The sequence below is a fragment of the Hymenobacter sp. YC55 genome (genome assembly GCF_029433095.1).
GTDB lineage: Bacteria > Bacteroidota > Bacteroidia > Cytophagales > Hymenobacteraceae > Hymenobacter.
On sequence record NZ_JARNTX010000002.1, the window covers coordinates 1614202 to 1634066 of the forward strand.

The 19865-nt window shown below is 54.8% G+C and carries 13 protein-coding genes and 1 riboswitch; of the genes, 7 read left to right on the forward strand and 6 right to left on the reverse strand.

The annotated features are described in order from the left end of the window. Positions 1-412: 412 nt before the first annotated feature. The 4 genes from P1X16_RS20085 to P1X16_RS20100 all read left to right on the forward strand — a co-directional run bounded on the left by P1X16_RS20085 (position 413) and on the right by P1X16_RS20100 (position 6873). Positions 413-3613: a SusC/RagA family TonB-linked outer membrane protein gene (locus P1X16_RS20085; protein ID WP_277232830.1), complete on the forward strand. Its 3201-nt coding sequence runs from the start codon at positions 413-415 to the stop codon at positions 3611-3613. Positions 3614-3647: 34 nt separating this feature from the next. Further along, complete coding sequence (locus P1X16_RS20090) at positions 3648-4964, forward strand: RagB/SusD family nutrient uptake outer membrane protein (RefSeq protein ID WP_277232832.1); 1317 nt, start codon at positions 3648-3650, stop codon at positions 4962-4964. A gap of 148 nt (positions 4965-5112) precedes the next feature. Further along, a complete protein-coding gene (locus tag P1X16_RS20095) occupies positions 5113-6282 on the forward strand; it encodes a heparan-alpha-glucosaminide N-acetyltransferase domain-containing protein (RefSeq protein WP_277232833.1) in 1170 nt (389 codons plus the stop codon). Between the two features lie 54 nt (positions 6283-6336). Then, positions 6337-6873 (forward strand): DUF2059 domain-containing protein, encoded by a 537-nt coding sequence (locus tag P1X16_RS20100; protein WP_277232834.1) that lies wholly within the window; start codon positions 6337-6339, stop codon positions 6871-6873. A 104-nt stretch (positions 6874-6977) separates the two neighbouring features. Here the strand turns inward: P1X16_RS20100 and P1X16_RS20105 are convergent, their stop codons facing one another. Beyond that, complete coding sequence (locus P1X16_RS20105) at positions 6978-8705, reverse strand: 3-(methylthio)propionyl-CoA ligase (protein WP_277232836.1); 1728 nt, start codon at positions 8703-8705, stop codon at positions 6978-6980. A 380-nt stretch (positions 8706-9085) separates the two neighbouring features. Here P1X16_RS20105 and P1X16_RS20110 point away from each other — a divergent pair, with 380 nt between their 5' ends. Beyond that, positions 9086-9532 (forward strand): hypothetical protein, encoded by a 447-nt coding sequence (locus tag P1X16_RS20110; RefSeq protein ID WP_277232839.1) that lies wholly within the window; start codon positions 9086-9088, stop codon positions 9530-9532. 149 nt (positions 9533-9681) lie between these two features. Here the strand turns inward: P1X16_RS20110 and P1X16_RS20115 are convergent, their stop codons facing one another. From P1X16_RS20115 to P1X16_RS20125, 3 genes are all read right to left on the reverse strand, one after another. Beyond that, entirely contained in the window at positions 9682-10266 is a 585-nt protein-coding gene (locus tag P1X16_RS20115) for a carbonic anhydrase (RefSeq protein ID WP_277232842.1), read from the reverse strand. Positions 10267-10300: 34 nt separating this feature from the next. Next, entirely contained in the window at positions 10301-10846 is a 546-nt protein-coding gene (locus P1X16_RS20120; protein WP_277232846.1) for a carboxymuconolactone decarboxylase family protein, read from the reverse strand. 374 nt (positions 10847-11220) lie between these two features. Beyond that, a riboswitch (SAM riboswitch) is annotated at positions 11221-11332 on the reverse strand. 154 nt (positions 11333-11486) lie between these two features. Then, positions 11487-14669, reverse strand: a complete 3183-nt coding sequence (locus P1X16_RS20125) for a glycoside hydrolase family 3 N-terminal domain-containing protein (RefSeq protein ID WP_277232849.1) — start codon at positions 14667-14669, stop codon at positions 11487-11489. A 287-nt stretch (positions 14670-14956) separates the two neighbouring features. Here P1X16_RS20125 and P1X16_RS20130 point away from each other — a divergent pair, with 287 nt between their 5' ends. Continuing rightward, on the forward strand, positions 14957-15895 hold the full coding sequence (locus P1X16_RS20130; protein ID WP_277232853.1) for a hypothetical protein: 939 nt from the start codon (positions 14957-14959) through the stop codon (positions 15893-15895). A 413-nt stretch (positions 15896-16308) separates the two neighbouring features. Here the strand turns inward: P1X16_RS20130 and P1X16_RS20135 are convergent, their stop codons facing one another. After that, positions 16309-17325 (reverse strand): alkaline phosphatase D family protein, encoded by a 1017-nt coding sequence (locus P1X16_RS20135; protein WP_277232855.1) that lies wholly within the window; start codon positions 17323-17325, stop codon positions 16309-16311. Positions 17326-17539: 214 nt separating this feature from the next. Further along, positions 17540-18286 carry a superoxide dismutase gene (locus P1X16_RS20140; RefSeq protein WP_277232857.1) on the reverse strand — a complete coding sequence of 249 codons (747 nt, stop codon included), beginning with the start codon at positions 18284-18286 and terminating at the stop codon, positions 17540-17542. Between the two features lie 272 nt (positions 18287-18558). On the opposite strand from P1X16_RS20140, the gene P1X16_RS20145 reads away from it, so the two are divergent. Then, complete coding sequence (locus tag P1X16_RS20145) at positions 18559-19818, forward strand: carboxypeptidase-like regulatory domain-containing protein (RefSeq protein ID WP_277232860.1); 1260 nt, start codon at positions 18559-18561, stop codon at positions 19816-19818. The last annotated feature ends 47 nt before the right edge of the window (positions 19819-19865 follow it).

Consider the following 19865-nt stretch of genomic DNA (forward strand, 5'->3'; position numbering starts at 1 on the left):
TCCACGTTGCCGCTACCACCCGCGTTCCAGTCTGAGTATTCTAAGATTACGAGTTGGTTGTGCGGTGTGCATTTCTAGTAATTCTTGTAATATGGCCAGTCGTTACAAGCAAACGCCTTACAGACTTAGCATGCTGTAGCGTTGAGGTTTGACCGCTGAAATGATGCATTGATTTAGCTTTTTGCTTTCTCTGATGAGGATGATGGCCGTCGAGTTGATTTAAGCAAGATTACCAGTTCCTACTATAAGGAACACATTGTGATGTAAGCTGGAGATGATGTGCGGTAGGCTCTGCTCTTTTGCTCGTGACGCTGCTTTTGAGACAGTATGTGGCGCTTCTGTAGTATCACATAAATCCTATATTAACAACGCTTTCCCCAAATTCCCACACCACTTTTTCCTTTCCTAAAGTATGCGAAACACCTACCCTATTGCGAGGCTGGCGCTAACATTGGCTTGGCCTCTTGCTGGCACCTTATTGCACACAACGGCCCTGGCGCAAACTGATGGTAGCCAAGCCTACACCCTACAAGGCCGAGTCACGGACGAGCGAGGCCAAGGGGTGCCCGGTACTACGGTGCTGCTAGGTGGCACCACCCTAGGCACCGCCACCAACGCCGAAGGCAACTACACGTTGCCCGTGCGAGTGAAGCCCGGCGCCTACACGCTCACGTTTTCTACTATCGGCTATAAAGCGCAGTCCCGGCCGATAACGCTAGGAAGTACCCCTTCCGTAAGCACCGATATTGCGCTAGCGGAAGCCCGCCAGAATCTGGACGACGTAGTAATAATTGGCTCCACTATCAGCGTAAACAAGCGCGAATTGGGCAACGCCATCAGCACCGTAACGGCCCGCGACCTAGAACAAACCGGTACTGGCGGCGCGCTCAACGCCCTGCAAGGCAAACTTCCCGGCGCCCAGATTGTGCAGAACTCCGGCGACCCCTCAGGCTCGCTTTCCGTGCGGCTGCGGGGCATCCATTCGTTGGCAGGCTCCTCCGACCCGTTGTATGTAATTGACGGGGTAATTGTGAGTAACAACAGCACCAACGTGTCGCAGCTGGCGGCAGCCAATGATAACGGCATTGGGACAGCCAGCGCCGGGCAGAACCGCCTAGCTGACCTCAACCCCAACGATATTGCCAGTATCAACGTCATCAACGGGGCGGCCGCCGCAGCGCAATACGGCTCGCGGGCGTCCAATGGCGTGGTGCTCATTACCACCAAACGTGGCACAACGGGCGCGGCGCGGGTATCGGTATACACTAGCTTCAATATAAATGAGCTGCGCAAATCGGTGCCGGTGAACACGTACGGCAAGCAGTTTGGCTTCGCGGGGCTGCGCCTCTACACCATTGGGGCACCCACGGCTCAGCAACTAGCTGCCAACCCCGGCACTACCACCACGGGCATCACGCGGGCGGGTGCCGTCACTCAGCTGGCCACTAACCTTGTGGATGTATCTCGCTATAACTATTTCAACGACGTTTTCCGGACCGGCTACGGTACCGACAATGGCGCGTCGGTGGCAGGCGGGGCTGATCGGACGCAGTACCTGGTGTCAGTAGGTTACTTGAAAAACCAGGGCATTATCGAGGGGACGGATTTCACACGCTACAACGTGCGAGCCAGAGTAGACCAGCGCCTCGCCACCTGGGCGCGTGCTTCAGTAGGGGTGGCCTACAACAACAGCTTCTCCAACGAGAAGGCCAATGGCAATGTGTTCTACAGCCCCATCAACTCCATCAACATCACCAACAACATCTACGACATCAATCAGCGTGATGCCAGCGGCAACCTGCTGGCCGTAGAGCCTACTCGCGTCAACCCACTGTCCACCATCGAGGACATGAAGTTTACGCAGCGCATCAACCGCACCATCAGCGACTTGCAAATCAACCTGACGCCATTCAAAGGCTTCTCGCTCGACTACATTCTAGGGGTGGATACCTACTCGCAGGCAGGCCAGAACTACATCCGGCCGTATCCATACCAAGCTACGGCAGGTCTACCCTTGGCGCGCTACCCCAACGGTTTCGCGGCCAACGCTAACAACAACGTGCTCCAGCTGAACTCCGACGTGAACCTAGGCTACGACCGACAACTCACTGAGGACGTGAAAGTGACGGTGCTGGCCGGCTACAGCTACCAGTATCTGCGTGGCGAGCTAGTGCGTACCCAGGGGCAAAACCAGGCGCCGTTCATTACTACTGTCAGCGGTTCGGGGAGCACCACGGTGGCTTCTGGCTACGGGCTAGAACAGTTTGACTTGAGCGGTATTTTCGGGCAGGCTACGTTCGGCTTCCGCAACCTGGCCTTCGTGACAGGGGCCGTGCGGCGCGACCGTTCGTCGAAATTTTCGCCTTCGGAAACCAACCAATATTACCCTAAAGTGAGTGGTTCATTGGTTGTCTCTGATTTAGACTTATGGAAGAACGCCGGCTACGCTAAGGCCTTCAATACCCTCAAGCTACGGGCCAGCTACGGCGAGGCTGGCAACTTGAACGGAATTGGCGCATATGACCGTTTCTACCAGTTTACGCCGGTTGCTTTCCAGGGCCGCGCCACGTTTGTGCCCAATGCACAGTTGGCCAACCCGCGGGTACGGCCAGAGCGGGTGGCCGAGTTGGAACTAGGAGCTGACCTGGGCTTTTTGAACGATCGACTGGGCCTGGGCGTGACGGTGTACAATCAAAAAACCAAGGATTTGGTGGTAAATCGACCAATTTCGCCTTCGCGCGGTGGCTCTTCTATCATCGAAAACGTAGCCCGGCTCAACAACAAGGGCGTGGAACTGCAATTGAGTGCCACACCCGTAAGAACTGCTGATTTCAGCTGGGATTTCACGGCCATCTTCAGCCGTAACCGCAACAAGATTGTGGATCTGGTGGGCTCAACGGCCACCTCCGTCGACAACGTAGCGGGCGCGCCGGTGTATCTAATCAACGGGCAGCCAGCCGGCGTGTTCTACGGCTCCGCATATGCTCGTAATCCTGACGGCTCGCTTCTGCTTACGCCTCAAGGCTTCCCACAGGACGAGCGCGCTACCGGTCAGTCGACGGGTGATATTAGCTTTACCACTGCCCGGGAGGCTAATGGTCAGCCCAGTTATGCTCAAGGCACCAGCATTGCCAACGTCATTATTGGTAACCCGAACCCTGACTGGACCGGTTCATTCAGCACCAATTTCACGTATAAGAAGCTCTCGTTGCGGGTGTTGTTTGATGCAGTGCAAGGCGTAGATGTGTTCAATGCCGATTATCGCACGCGCCAAGGTGTTGGCCTCGGTGACTTAGCCGAAAAAGAATTGCGGGGTGACTTGCCGCGCGGCTACATCTTCTCTGTCTACAACACACAAGAGTTTCGCATTGATGATGGCTCGTTTGTGAAGTTGCGCGAAACAGCGCTTACCTACACGCTGCCTACCATCAGCAAGTTCATCAGCAACATCAACGTGTCGTTGATAGGCCGGAACCTGTACTCATGGGATGATTATAAGGGCTTTGACCCCGAAACCAGCGCGGGTGGTTCCTCTGACTTGCTGCGAGCCATTGACTTCGGCAACGTGCCCATTCCGCGCACTTATCAGCTCCGTTTGTCGGCTACTTTCTAGCCACAGGTTCTAGCTTCCAATATTTCGTCTTCTCATGAAAAAGATACTAGTAGTGTTGGCTGTCCTGTCGTTTACGATGGGTAGCTGCAACAAGGAATACCTCAACCCGAGTACGGCCAGCGATGAGCAGGTGCTCTCCAATTCCGACGGTTTGATTACGGTATGCAACGGCATGCAATCGCGCTTCACCACAGGCGGGGCTCTTAGTCCCCTCTACAACACGGTGGCTGCCGGGGGACTGACTACCCGAGAGCTAACAATAATCAACGTCGGTAACATCGAGGAGTATAACGTTAGTCTTGGCGCCGGCAACGTCACCAACCTCAATGGTGTAGTGCGCAACCTTTGGACCCAGTCGCAGTTGGTACGTGCCAATGCCGACTTAGTGTTAGCCAATGCCAACAATGCCGCCGACCCAGCCACGCGTAGCGGTGTCGTGGCCTATGCTAGTATTTTTCGGGCCCTGGCCTTGGGCACGCTGGCACAGTATTTCCAGCAAATACCCATCGTAACGCAGGAAAATGCGCCTTTCGTTGACCGGGTGGCCGCGTTGCAGTCAGCAGTAACACAATTAGAAGCGGCAGCTACCCAACTCACTTCCACGCCGGTATCGGCTGATTTCAACAGTAAAATCATTGGCGGTATCAACTTGCCCAATACGTTGCAGGCCCTCATTGCTCGCTATAGCCTACTAGCAGGCGACTACGACAAAGCTATTGCCGCCGCTGGGCGTGTGGACCTGAGCAGCCGGTCGTATTTCACCTTCGACGATTTGGCCCGCAATGCGGTATTCGAGGTAGCTTTCGGTAACCGCAACGTTTTTGAGCCAACGGATGTGAATTTAGGGTTGACGGGGCCCTTGGCTCCTGAAGCCAACGACCGGCGGATTCCGTTTTACACCCGCGCCAACCCTACCTCAACCCAGAACCGTGGTACTGGGTTCTATACCGCCAGCTCTGCGCCTGTTCCGGTGTACGTACCCGGCGAAATGCTGTTGATCCGGGCTGAAGCGTACGCCCGTAAAAACGACCTAGTTAACGCCGTGACGGAATTAAATCGGGTGCGTACTAGCACTGCTGCTGCTACGGTCGTCAATAACTTGCCCACGGCGCCTCCCGGCGCAGGGCTGCCTCCCTATGCGGGGGGCCTTACGCAAGACGCTATTCTGCTGGACATCTACCGCAACCGACAAGTTGAGCTAGCTTTTCAAGGGTTTCGCCTCGAGGATAACCGTCGCTTCAACCGCCCTGGTCCTGGCAGCACTGGTGCGGAGCGTAACCGCAACTTCTTCCCGTATCCGCGGGTAGAGCGCGAAAACAACCCCGCTACTCCCGAAGACCCGGCTATTTAAACTTCTGGTTTAGGACTAGAAATTTCTGGCAGTTCTTCTCCTTTCGAGGAGGAGAACTGCTAGTTTATTTTTACTCTTAGTAGCACCGCGCCCATCTACAAGTTAATGTAAGTTGCTGGCTCTATGTAGCCGTTCATTTAACCTCCTCATGCAAACTACTACCCAGGCTGCTGTCGAAACTACGCATGCTCAGCCGTTGGTTGAAGCGTCGCAGCCGGCGCGGCTTATCTCGCTCGACGTGTTCCGTGGTATCACGGTGGCAGCCATGATACTGGTCAACAATCCGGGGGATTGGGGGCACATTTATGCGCCGCTGGAGCATGCGCACTGGCACGGCTGCACGCCTACCGACCTAATATTTCCGTTCTTTCTCTTCATAGTGGGGGTGAGTATCGTGTATGCACTGGATGGGGCGCGGCGGCAGCCCGAAGCGCACGGGCGCACGATGGTGCGGATACTGAAGCGTTCAGCCATCTTGTTTGGGCTTGGGCTGCTTTCGGCGCTGTTCCCGAAGTTCGAGTTCGAGACGGTGCGGATTCCGGGGGTGCTGGCGCGGATTTCGTGGGTGTTTTTGATCTGCGGAATCCTGTTTCTGAAAACCACTCGGCGGCAGCAAATTGGGTTGCTGGCTTTCAGTTTGATTTTCTACAACGTGCTGATGCAAGTGGTGCCGGTGCCCGGTTTCGGACCAGCCAACTTGGAAGCTAGCACCAACCTAGGCGCGTGGCTGGATCGGCTGGTTTTCACCGAGAACCACCTGTGGTCGAGCAGCCGCACCTGGGACCCGGAAGGACTGCTCGGCACGCTGCCGGCCGTAGGCACTGGCTTGCTGGGCATGCTCACCGGGCAGTGGCTGCGCCGCAAAGACGTGGACCCGGCCACTCGGGTGGCGTGGCTTTTTGTAGCAGGCGGGGCGGCCGTTATTTTGGGCCTTATCTGGAACGGATGGTTTCCTATCAACAAGGCACTCTGGACAAGCTCCTTTGTGCTTTACGCTGGCGGACTGGCCATGGCCACCCTGGCGGGCCTTTATTGGCTGACCGATGTGCAAGGCTACCGCCGATTTACTACGCCAGCACTGGTGTATGGCGTCAATGCCATTACGGTGTTTTTCCTGTCGGCTATTGTGGCCAAGTCGCTTAATAGTATCGAGGTAACGGGAGCCCATGTGCCTCTCAAAACCTGGCTCTACACCACTTTTTTCACGCCGTATTTCAGCCCGATTAATGCTTCGCTGGCCGGGGCTATTGTGTGCGTTCTGATTTGGTTGGGCATCTTATGGGTGATGTATAAGAAGCAAATCATCATCAAGGTCTGAAGTAGGAGTAGCCGGTTGTTCCTGCCAAGACGTAGGAATTTCCGTACTTCCGTTATGAAAAAACTGTGGATACTGGCGGCCAGTCTTTTGCTGGCGGCCCCAATCGTGAATGCCCAATCAACAACTTCCACGGCTACGGCCTCGGCCGCGCCGGTTTCGGCCAGCCACCGCAAAGCCGCTGAAGAACTGCTCGTTGTAACGGGAAGTGAGAAGAACACCACCTCCATGATGAATCAAATGTTGGAGGCGCAAATAGCCCAGCGTCCTGAAATGAAGGCGGTGGAACCCGAAATGCGCGCCTTTATCACGAAGTACATGGGTTGGCAGGCCATCAAAGAAGATATTACCTCACTCTACACCAAGGAGTTCACGGAGAAGGAGCTAAAGGAGCTAACCAAGTTCTACCAGACGCCTACCGGCCGCAAAACCATTGAGAAAATGCCGCAGCTCATGATGGCTGGCGTAGAAATAGGGCAGAAGCGCGTGCAAGAGCACCTGCCAGAGCTACAGCAGGTTATCGGGGAGAAGATGAAGGCGCAGCAGCCTGCCACCCAACCACCCACAAGCCAGCCACCCGCAAAACCAGAATAGGCTTGACCTAAGCTCGTTGATACGCTTAAATAAACACCGAAAGGCCGTCAGGCTGAGTTTAAGCTCGGTCTGGCGGCCTTTCGGCGTGAGAAGCTTTGAGTAACTCACTGAAACGTGTAGCCTGCAAAATCCTGCCGCAACTTGGTTTTCAATAGCTTGCCAGTGGCCGTGTGCGGCAGTTCGTTTACGAATTCCACGGCATCGGGCTTCCACCAAGTGGCTACTTTGCCATCGTAGTAGTTCAGAAGTTCTTCCTTGCTCACGGTGGCGTCGGGTTTGCGGACTACCACGAGTAGGGGCCGCTCGCTCCATTTGGGGTGGGGCACTCCAATGACAGCAGCCTCAGCTACTTGGGGATGAGCTATAGCCAAGTTCTCTAGCTCGATGCTGGAAATCCACTCGCCGCCCGACTTGATAACGTCTTTCGACCGGTCGGTTATTTGCATGAAGCCGTCGGGGTCGATGGTGGCTACGTCGCCGGTGCGGAACCAGCCGGACCTGGTTAGCTCGCCCGGATGGTTGGCCCGGAAATACTCGGCTACTACGAATGGCCCGCGCACCAGCAGGTCGCCGAAGGCAAGGCCGTCGGTGGGTAGCTCTTTGCCTTCGTCGTCCACTATCTTCATGTCGATGCCGAAAACCGAGCGGCCTTGCTTGGTTTGAATGGCAAATTGCTCGTCTTCGCTCAGCGACAGATGTTTGGTTTTGAGGGTACAGACCGTGCCGAGGGGCGAGGTTTCGCTCATGCCCCAGGCGTGCCGAATCTCCACGCCCAACTCTTCATCAAACGCTTTAAGGAGCGCCGGCGGGCAGGAGGCGCCACCCACAATCATGCGCTTGAGAGTGCTGAATTGCAGTTTTTTCTCGCGCATAAACGTCAGCAGCCCAAACCAGATGGTGGGTACACCCGCCGTGAACGTGACACCTTCCTGCTCATACAGTTCATACAAACTAGCCGCATCCAGGCCGGGACCGGGCATTACTAGTTTGCAGCCGTTGAGCGGTGCCGCATACGGAATGCCCCAGGCGTTGACGTGAAACATGGGGACCACGGGCAATACCACGTCGCGGGCCGAGCAGTTGAAACAGTCGGGCAGGGAGGCGGCGTAGGAGTGCAGCAAGGTAGAACGGTGCGAGTAGAGCACGCCCTTAGGCTGGTCGGTGGTGCCGGAGGTGTAGCAGAGAGAAGAAGCGGTGTTTTCGTCGAATACTGGCCACTCGAAGTCGGCGGATTGGGCGGCTATCAGGTCTTCGTAGCAGTGCAAGCCGCCCGGAAACTCCGTGTCGGGCATATGGGCCCGGTCGGTCATTAGTACCCAGCTTTCCACGGTGGGGCAGTGTGGTACTAGCTTTTCGGCCAGCGGCAGAAAGGTGAGGTCGAAAAACAGCACCTGGTCCTCGGCGTGGTTGATGATATATACCAGTTGCTCGAAAAACAGCCGGGGGTTGATGGTGTGGCAAACCGCCCCCATGCCCGAAATACCATAGTACAGCTCCAGATGGCGGTGCGTGTTCCAGGCCAAGGTGCCCACGCGGGTGCCCCGGCGGACCCCAAGCTCAGTTAAGACATTAGCTACCTGCCGACTGCGGCGGCCTAGGTCGGCGTAGGTGTAGCGGTGAATCAGGCCTTCCGGCATGCGCGACACAACTTCGGTATCGGCGTGCCACTTGGCGGCGTACTCCAGTAGCCCCGCAATGCGCAGGGGCTCGTTCATCATCAGACCTAACATAGAGCGGCGGGGAATGGTGGGATAGATGCCAAACAAGCTACCAAAAAATCGTTGTTTCCGCTGCTGTAAGCCAAGCTTGAGCAAAAAAAGTGGTGTTGGCACTGCTATGCCAAGCAAGAAGCACGGGCACGCAAAGCGACACAAAACCGTGCCGTCAACTATTAGTCTGCAACCACCCAATACGGCAGTGCTTTAGTTGGCTGAGCAATATTTCAGTGAAGGCAGTGCGCAGCAGCAAGCACGCAAACCTGGCTAGGTGGTTGCTACACCAGAAAAAGGTAGTTTCTGGCTCGTAGTAGTGTACTTGTTTGAGCTTGGAGAAGAAGCCTTGACTGCTTTGTTTGCCGCCTTCAAGGCTTGCTCGCCTTCTTATAAATTGATTTTATTCAGGCAAATAGGAATTTACGAGGTAAAAGTCAGCCATAGTTCAGCTTTTATCGTAAAAGGAAAAAGTGGAAGAATTGCCTTCCTCTTATTATCCTATGTACCTCGATTATACTGCATCCGATTTCTTAACAGTCACCTACAACTGCGACACACACATATTAGTAGGTCGATGGCTGCGTCCCGTTACTCCAGTTGAATCCCGTCGTGGTTACGAGGAGTTGTTAATTGCCTCTCGTAAAGAAAAGGCAAGTTTTTGGCTGCTTGATGTGCGGCGGTGCCACTCCAGTGCCCCGGAAACCCAGCAGTGGCTTAAGGAAACCTATTATCCTAAGGTTACAGCTGAGTTAAGTACTCCGGTGTGTGTGGTGTACTTCATGTCGCCGGATTTGCGCAAGGACTTCGAGGTGAATGGGGCGCCGTTGGAGTCAGCAACTTATGCAGGCAAATCCTTTCGCTTGAGTCTGTGCACCACGGAAGGCGAGTGTTTGGATTGGTTGCACCAACAGCAGCAGCCAGTTTCTCAGTTGCTGAACGCTAAGTAAGCCAGCTGGTACAAGCAACTCTTGTGGTAAAGGGAAATTCCTAAAGTCTTTCAACTACTCCATGCAAAAAGCCCCCACTGCTGCCAGTGGGGGCTTTTTATTGACTTAATGGAAGCAAGGCTACGAGGAACTACTTGCCTGTGCGGCGCCTAGCTTTTTGCTTGTCCTATTTGGATAGCCGCGGGTACTTCAATAAGCTGGCCGCTTTTTACGTCGTAGATATAGCCGTACACAGCAATGGTGGCGGGTACCAAGGGGTGTTGCCGGATACGTTGCACATCATCTACCACGCTTTGCTCCAGATTTTTGAAGGTTAGAAAGGCAATGTGTTGCGCCTCGGGGGAGCCAGGGCCCTGGCCTACGTCGTGCCAGCCGCTGGCATCAACCGTAGCTGTTTCCAGGCTGCTAGCCAGCAAGTCGCGCATGATGTCGTCGGTGAAATACTGCATGCCGCAGTCGGTATGGTGGATTACAAAGAACTCCTTGGTACCAAGTAGCTTGTAGGAAATAACCAAAGAGCGAATCGCATCGTCGCTGGCCCGGCCGCCGGCGTTGCGAATGACGTGCGCATCACCTTCGGCAAGGCCTGCGTATTTGGCCGGATCGAGGTGGGCATCCATGCACGTCAGGATGGCGAAATGCCGGGCTGGCGGCAAAGCAAGTGCCCCCTTTTCGCCGAAGTCGGCTTGATACTGCTGGTTGGCAGCGAGAACTTCTTCTAGAATCTGACTCATGCTGTGGAATGCTGGTTTGGGTTTAGGATTAGGACTAAGCGGGTAGCGGCTGGGCAGCGGGCCAGTCGATGGGTACCTGGGCAATATGCTGCACGTAGTTGTTGAAGGTGTTCAGCGCCACAAAGCCAATCAGCTCCACCAGCGCCGCCTTGCTGTAGCCAGCGGCAAAGAATTGTTCGAGGCTGGTTTGGGAAGGGCGGCCATTGTTGCCGACGATGTCGAGGGTAAGCGCGGCTACAGCGTTGAGGCGGGCGTCGGAACTGTTGGCGGTGCGCACCGCAATAGTTTCCTCTTCGGTCAGACCTTGCAGCTTGCCCACGGTGGTATGCGCGGCCACGCAATAGTCGCACTCATTGGCTTCGGAGGCAGCCAGATAAATCGTTTCGATTTCGCGCCCGTTTAGCTCGCCCTTGCTTAGCGCCGTGCCAAACCCGATAGAGCCGTTTAGGGCCGCGGGGGAGTGCGCGAAGGTGGCATACAGATTGGGCACAAAACCAAGTTTGCCCTGCAATCCATCAAAAGTGGCCTTGGCTCCCTCTGGAGCCTGCTCACGCGTAAGTACCTGCAACTGGTTGCTCATAAGTGAATGGAAAAAGTGAGAAATAGAAAAAGCGAAATCAAAGCTTCAATAGCCTGTGACAACTGCCGGTGCTGCCGTTCCATCACAATGCCTGTGCCCCGCCCCGCTTGCGCAAGTAGGTGGGCATAGCAGCACCATCAGCTAAACCAGGAAGCAGAAAAGGAGCAGCGGTAGAAAAGCCGCCGTAAGGCCAGTAAGGCCGACAAACTAGCACCCCTTAGCAGAAGCTAATCTGCTAGTAGCGCCAACTTAAAAAATAGGGTTCTTCAACAACCACTACCGGCCGGGTACACCAAACAACAACACGTCGGCAAATTCGCAACGAGGTGGGTAGGCAGGGAAGGGAAGAGGAAGAAAAGATCCACGGCAACTTGTTTTTATATAGTCAGCGCGTAGCTGCGCTGACCTTCGGTTGGCACCGTTCCGGATGTTCCAGAGGTTGCCGGCGTTTCGTCGAGCCTGTCTCTCCACGCCTCTGTATAAAAACAATCCTTTGGGTAAAGAATTGATAGTTAAATGTAACGGATGAGTTACGATATATACAAGTTATTATTTTGTGAGAATGAAGAAGGGAGGTTCCTCCTAGTCGATCAGCGACTAGGAGGAACCTCCCTTCTTATGTATTAATAACTGGAATAGCTTACTGCTCCACCGTCGTCTCGACCTTCAGCTTCTGCACTGGCCGCACGCTCTCCAGCGCTACCTGCAGCACGTTGGTCCGGACGTTGAGGCTGGAAAGCTTGTTGTTGCGGCGCGTTGGATTTACGCGGTTGGTAAGCACAATGCAGACGATTTCCTCTTTCGGATCAACCCAGAAGTAGGTGCCCGTGAAGCCCGTGTGGCCGTAGCTCAGCGGCGACGCGCTTTTGGCCGAATTGACCGCAGGATTGGCCGCCGGCCTGTCGAAGCCAAGGGCCCGGCGGTTGTCGGGGCAGAACTGGCAGCGGGTGTACTCGGTTAGCGTTTCGGCTTTAAGCAACTGCTGACCACCATACTTGCCGTTCCAGGCGTACAGTTGCACGATTTTAGCCAAGTCGTTGGCATTGCCGAAAAGGCCGGCGTGGCCCGAGAAACCACCGAGCAGGGCTGCACCTTCGTCATCAACGGTGCCTTGTAGTAGTTGGTGGCGAAACAGCGAGTCGTATTCGGTGGGCGTGATGCGGCTGAGCGGGAAGCGGCGGGTGGGGTTGTAGCCGAGCGTAGTAGCGCCGAGCGGCTTATAAATCTCGTCGTTGATAAACTGCGCCAGCGGCTTACCCGTGGCCGACTGCACGAACCGCGGATACATGATGAACGACAAATCCGAGTACACATAGCCCGGCTTCTCATTCAGTGGCGACTCGGCAATGGCCTTGGTGATGCGCTCCGGGAAATCCTTGCGCGCCCACAACCCGGTGGCCGCACGCAGCGGGAAGCGGCCCGAGGAGTCGGGACGGAAAAAGCGCCGGCTCAGCTCCGAGGGCTTTGTGAGCGACACGTCTTTAGCATCCGGGCTGTTGCCGAACAACGCATTGAAAATGCCGCGCGGCTTGGTGTAGTCTTTCCAGAACGGAATCCAGGCTTTCAGGCGGGCTTGGTGCGTCAGCACGTCGCGCAGCTTCAGGTCTTGCTTGTTGGTGCCCACAAACTCCGGGAAAAGCTGACCCAAGGTCATGTCGGGGTTGAATTTGCCTTGGTCTTGCAGCTTCATCAGGGCCGGCAGCGCCGCCGATACTTTGGTCAGGGAGGCTAAGTCGTAGAGGTCGGTGTTGCGAACGGCGCGGCTGGGTCGGCCACCCTGCGAGGGCGCGTCGGCGAAGGTGTGGGTGCCGTAGCTTTTGCGCAACACCACCGTACCACGCCGCGCAATCAGCACCTCGGCTCCGGGGAAAGCTCGGGCGGCCAGTGCCCCATTCATAATAGAGTCCACGCGGGCTTCGAGGTTGTTGTTCATGCCCACCGCCTCGGGGAAGCTGTAGCGCAGTCGCGTGCCGCCCTGCGTAGTAAGCCCAGTACCGTAGCTGTACCGGTCCGATACAGTTACGGGCAGCTTGCCGGTGGCCGATATGCCCCCGAAAATCACTTCGGCGGTTACGTCCTGCGCATTCTTGCTTTCCTGATACGCCAGCACCACCGCATCGGCGCGGTCCAGGTCTCGGATCTTGGCTACCGCGTAGGCCGAACCGAACACCGACACCACCAGCTTTTGCCCCGGCCGGCCAAGCTCGCGCAGCAGCACGTTGGCCTCGGCCGTTACACCGAAGTTGGTGGCTGGTAAGCGGCCGAGGTTGTTCATACCCACCAGCAGCACATTGTAGGGTTTCAGCGTCTCACGCATCTTGGTTAGCTCATCCAGCGTGGGCGTGGCCGACATCCAATAGTGGCGCACGGGTGCGTAATCGGCCACCATGCGCTGGAAATCGGTGGTGTCCTTGGTGCCGATGGTGAGCGTGGCCAGCCGCAGCGTATCGAGGCGTTGGAGGGGCAGAAGGTTTTTCTGGTTGCGCAGCACCGTCACGCTTAGCTCGGTGAGACGCTGGCTTAGGTACTGCGCGTGCGGCGTGTTGAGGTCGGCAATGATGTTTTTCAGTGGAATAGGCTTGTACTTGTTGAGGCCTGCCCACTCTTTCAGCGCCAGCACCTTGCGGCAACGAGCATCGAGGTCGGCTTGCGAAATCAGTCCGCTGTCGACGGCCGCGCGCACCATTTTCAGGGCCAGCGGCACGTTCTTCGAGAATTCCAGCACGTCGTTGCCGGCTAGCAGCGCCCGCACATCGGCGTCGCCGGGCGGGTACTTGCTGATGACGCCCTTCATGTTCATGGCATCGGTGAAAATGACGCCTTCAAACCCTAGCTTCTGCTTGAGCAGGCCCGTGGTGATGGGCTTGGAAAGCGTAGAGGGCATGCCCGTGGTATCAAGGGCCGGAATGTTGAGGTGAGCCACCATCATGCCGCCGAGGCCGCGCCGCATTAAGTCCCGAAACGGAAACAGTTCCAGCGTGTCAATCCGCTTCCGGTCGATGCGCAGTAGCGGCAGGGCCAGGTGCGAGTCGGTGTCGGTGTCGCCGTGGCCGGGGAAGTGTTTGGCTACGGCCAGGATGTTAGCATCCTGCATGCCCTTCATGTAGAGGTAGCTTTTCTCGGTGACGCTCTGCCGGTCTTCGCCCCAGCTTCGGAAGCCAATGACCGGGTTGGCGGCGTTGTTGTTCACGTCCACCACCGGCGCAAAATTGACGTGCATCCCCAGCCGCTTGAACTGCGACGCCACTTCGGTGCCCATATCATAGATAAGCTGATTGTCGCGGACACCGCCCATACTCATCTGGTAGGGGAAGCGCTGCACGCTGTCGAGGCGCATGCCCACGCCCCATTCGGCGTCCATGGCCACCAGCAGAGGCACTTTGCTTTGGCTTTGGTAGCGGTTCAGGAGTCGGCTCTGCCGCACCGGGCCGCCCTGGAAAACCACCAAGCCGCCAATGCCATACTGCTGAATCAGGGTCGTGATAGAGTCTTCGTCGATACGCTTGCGGTTGGAATACGCCGCTACCATAAACAACTGCGCCACCCGCTGGTCAGGAGTAAGCGTTTTCATCACCGAGTCAACCCAGCGCGAACTTTTTAGCTGCCGGGCAAACGGAACGGGCTGGTTGATCTTTTTGGCTACCGGCGCAGCTTTTTTCGCTCGGGCTTTTGTGGCGGAAGCTTTCGAGCTGGTTGGCGTACGGCGAGTGATGGTTTGGGTGTGGCTCTTCTTCGGAGTGGGTTGCTGTCGGCGTTGGGCAAAGGCATCGGGCACGAGTAGCAACAGAAGCCACAGAAGCGAGAGAGTACAGCGAGTAGACAAGATGAAGCGGTAAGGGTTGAAAGGCGAATTTAGAGCATTACAGGTCTTTACGCGTGAAGCGGCGGGTAGCTAGCCAGAAATTTATTTTAAAATTTCTCTATTAATTATTCATAAACCTATATGTAACTGATTTAATAATGTTGTATTTTTGGAACATAAAATAGTAAGCCTTGCTGATGCTTAGCGAACAGAAGCCCCTCTGGTAGTGGGCTAAGGGCACTCTGTGCTTGCTGAGCATACAGTTGAGCTTCGTCTGCTCCTCTCACCACACCTATTGCAAGCCAGTTATGTTACCTCAAGGAGTACCTAGGAAGTATCATTACCCGGAAGTTCATGTCAACACTGCTATTCATAGCATCCTGCAAGAACTGCCTCCCAACAACTTAGTGGCACCGGCACCGCCCGAACCGCCCGTATTCCCTTATAACCCCAACGTGTTGTCGTTGTACGCGTGGGTTGCTGGTATATGCTTTGCGCTTTATCTGTTGTTGCAAAACGTGTACGTAATAGGCTGGGCGCTTGCCTTATCAGCAATTTCATATTTGCTGATTAAAATGCGTTTCCGGTTTGCGCTCGATAAATATCATGCGGCCCGAGCTTATGCCGCTGCCTACGATGTGCGAGTAGCAGAATATCAAAAGCAATTAAAAGTTATGTTTCCCGCAGATAAATTGTGGGAATACAGATTGGCTTTATTGCAGCAATTCTTTGGTGCTGTTAGAAAGCCGAAAACCATTACGTCGGATGATGAACGCCACATCACTAGAGGTAAGCATGCAATAATGTTTCATACATACTTAGCGGAATGTTTCGGCAATGCAATTCAGACCGATAAAAAGCTAGATGTATTAGACGGCGAGAAGTATAACATCAGTTACTATCCTGATTTTGTTTACCACGATGAAACCGGCTTGTTCATTGCTATTGAGGTTGACGAACCGTATGATGAAAAGCACGGCAAGCCTATGCACTGTGTGGGAAAGGATGATGATAGAAATAACTTCTTTGTTGAAAACCGATGGGCCGTTATTCGATTTTCGGAAGAGCAAGTAATTAAATGGCCGGAATTATGCTGCAAAGAAATTGCTTTACTTGTGTACAGTATTAATAAAATAAATTATCCAGTGAAAGATTTCACAGGCACTTTGCCAAAGCAGAAAAAATGGACGGAATACGAGGCAAAAGCCTTAGCAAGCAAAACATACGCGCAAGAATATGCTGCTTAGAATAAGTATTACTTGAGTTTGATAATACAATAAGATTATATACAATGAGTCCGATAGGCGCTAGAACCTATCGGACTTTATTATTTGCAATAAATATTATGAAGCAAATTATTAACGCCTTTCAACTGGATAGGTACATAGTAAACAACTGTAAGCGAATATCTCTTTAAAGCTGCATTAGTTATTGCTAAAGGACGCTAAAGGCTTAGCTGTAATGGCAGTGCGAGAGGTATGCGGGGAGTGGAGTTGTCGGTGGGTTCGTTGGAGCCGGGCGTGTGTCGGTGTGGGTGAACAGCAAGGGCGCCGTTACCACGCAGCGGTTTGTGAAGAAGTAAACAGACGCTTGAAACACAGAAAGGTCCGGTGGAATATCCACCGGACCTTTTCGTTGGTGCGTGCCAAGAGTAACGCAACTAGTTTTTAACCTCAATATCTTCTGAATAAATAACCTTGCCGTCCTCGCCTTTCAGCGCGGCGGTTACCAGTAGCTTCTTGCCTTGCTCCCGAAAAAGGAACAACCCGTAGTGCTTTTGGTTAACCAGCGGACCAACCCGCAAGTCGTTGGGCTCGCCCTTATTGTTGGCTGCGGGGTGGGTAAGGCCACTGGAAGTCACCTCGTACACTGGATATGCCACGCCCGGCACCGTCATTTTCGATATTTCACCAATGTGCCTATCACCGCTAACCAGTAACACGCCCTTTGCGTGGGAACTGGCTAGCAGCGTAAGCAGGCGCTGACGGGCCGCCGGGAAGTTGGCCCACTTCTCGAAACGGTGCTGCTGGGGCAGAAACTGAATGCCCGACCCGATGATGTGGGCGTCGGCGGTACTGTTGGTGAGCTGCTGCTGTAGCCACTGCCACTGCGTTTCGCCGAGAACGTCGCCGGTGGGGTTGGGCTGGTACACCTGCTGCGCATCGCGGTAGAGCGTATCTTGGAAGTACCGGTCGTCGAGTAGAATTACCTTCACTTTTTTCTTGCCCACTTTGTATTCGTAGGACGTGTAGATGCCTTCCTGCTGGCGGCGGGGCGTGTTGGCGGGCTCTTGCAGAAAATCGAGGGCTACTTGCTGGCTTTGTTTCTTATAAGGATAGGTTTTGTTGCTGTCGTTGCGACCGTAGTCGTGGTCGTCCCAGGTGCCAATGATGGTGGGTACTTGCGCCCGAAACTGAGCGTAGCCGGGTAGGTTGAACTGCGTGTCGTACTTCTGCTTGAGCACGGCCATGTTGTCGGTGTCGCCGTAGATGTTGTCGCCGAGCCAGATCCAGACGTCTGGCTTGTCGTTGGCAATAACGGGCCAGAGCGGTTGCGGCAAGTCGATGCGGTTGCAAGAGCCGAATGCTACTGTCAGTTCTTTTTTGCTTTGGGCTTGCGTGGCAGGTCCATTCAGTAGCAAACCAGCCGATAGCAGGAATAACAGATATTTTTTCATGCTACAAAGATGGGAGACTACATCTGGTTGCTGCATACCGAGGTGGTAAAGACTATGTTAATTACCGCAGTGCGATAGACTGCAAGGCCGTAAGAAACTGCCCTGTTGCGCCTTCTGGAGCGCATAAAAAAGCCCGCCGGACATTCCAGCGGGCTTTTCTAGTAGTGCAAGCTTGCTGGCTCTTCCCGATGCTAGATGGGAAGCACCAGCAACACTAGCCTTTTTTCACGGCTTCGAAGCGGCGGTTTGCTTCAGGCCAGTTTACCACGTTCCAGAAGGCGGCCACGTACTCGGGGCGCTTGTTCTGGTACTTCAGGTAATAGGCGTGCTCCCACACATCGAGGCCGAGTACGGGCGTGCCGTGCTGGATGCCAGCTATGTCCATGAGCGGGTTGTCTTGGTTGGGAGTCGAGGAAATAAAGAGCTTACCGGTGTTGTCGGCGCTCAACCAAGCCCAACCCGAACCGAAGCGGCTGGTGGCCGCTGTTGCAAACTGCTCCTTGAACTTATCGAACGAGCCGAAAGTGCTGGTGATGGCCGTGGCCAGGGTGCCCGTAGGCTGCCCGCCGCCCTTGGCCGACAGCAATTGCCAGAACATCGAGTGGTTGAAGTGGCCCCCGGCATTGTTGCGCACCGCATCGGTTTGCTTGCTAGCCGAAGCCAGCAGATCGGCCAACGACATTTTCTCTTGTGGTTTGCCAGCTACTGCCTCGTTCAGCTTCGAAACGTAAGTTTTGTGGTGCGCATCGTGGTGAACTTCCATAGTGCGCGCATCAATATGCGGCTCCAAGGCATTGAAGGCATATGGCAGAGCCGGTAGCGTGAAAGGTCCGTCGGCAATAGGAGTAGCACGGGCTTCGCGGAGCAGCTTTTCGTCGTGGGCGCGGGCTAGCAAGGCAGGGCTTACTAGGGCACCAACCATGGTCATTAGACCGTTTTTCAAAAAATCTCGCTTCAGCATGACGTGGAAAGTAGGAGTGAGGAAAGGAAAAGTAGCATTGATAGGACCAAGATAGGGCCCGCCTAGTTTACGCAGATGAAGAAAAACGTATCGTGCTCAACCGTAAGAAGCTGCGCTTTATCGGTATTGTATTTGTATTGAGGAGAGAAGTCTTCACTTTTTCCGTTTTCGAAACCGTGTCCGAATCTACCTTTGTAGTGTCGGTATATGTTTCAAGCATTAAACTCCGTTTTAGAACTGTCTTCTCTCGTATTCATTTAATCTGTCTCGCCTTGTTATCGTCTGTTTTTTCTACGTTCCGTAGGTCGTCGTTGCGCTTGCTGCTGACGAGCGGATTTTTCCTGGTGGCCTTGCTCGGCCTGAACTCTGCCGCTATGGCGCAGTACACGGTACGCGGCACCATCACCGACAAAGAAACCAAGGAGGTGCTCCCCTTCGTGAGTATCTCGGTGACGGGTACCACCAATGGCACCGCCAGCAACGCCAACGGCGAGTTTACGCTGGTGCTCAAAGATGTGCCCCGCACCCTGGTTTTCTCGGAGCTAGGCCACTTGCGCGACACCGTGCGCGTGACGCAGGCCAACTACACTACGCCCCTGCAAGTAGCGCTGGCACCGGCTACAGTGGCGTTGCCCGAAGTGAAAGTGAACAGCTACCCTTTCCAGCTGGTGGAAAAGGCTTTCCGGCAGCTTCAAAGCAATTACTCCAAGAAATTCTACGGCAAGGCGTACTACCGCCAGCTCACGCGCATCAGCAACGAGCCCACCGAACTGCAGGAAGTGGTGTGGAACGTGAAGTCTAACCCGGCGCGTATCGAGGGCACAACCGTTGCGCAAGGACGCTATGCCGCTAAGCAAGCCGCCACGGCCTTCAGCAACTTCTCTATTTACACCCGCCGCTACGGCCTCTACGATGCCGGTATGGACAGCACCAAATCGTTGGCGCTACTTAGCCCCAACACCGTGAAGAACTATCTGTTGGAGCTGAAAGGCCTGCTCGACCAAGACAGCAGCACTATTGCCGAAATAACCTTCGAGACCCGGCCCGAAATCAAGTATCAATCTTCTGGCACCATCTGGATTAATATCGAGACCAACAAGATTGTGCGCTACAAGATGACGCAGCCTAGTTTCACGGCTACGTCGAGCAACCCCAACCAGAAATTCAAGAACCCCAAGCTGTCCGTCGACATGGTGTTTCAGCCGTCGGATGCGCCCGTTTCACCCCTCGACCACATGCAGGTGGATTTGACGGCCGACTTGGTAACCGGCACCAAAACCGGCACCGTGCCCCTAAGCGTGACGTCGTTCACCTACTTCTACGACACGTCCACCACGCCCACCAAAATTCCGTATGCCCGCGCCAGCCTCGACGACCGGGACCTGGAAACCATTAAGGCCACCAAGTACGACCCCGAGTTCTGGGCCAACAACCCCGTCGTTCAGCGCACCCCCGTCGAGGACGAAGTGGTAGCTTCTTTCGAGAAGAAAGGTGCGTTCGGGACCATGGTCAAGAAGGCAGATCCAAAGTAAGCCTCAACACCTTGTTCAACAAAAAAGGCCGCTTTGCTTAGCAAGGC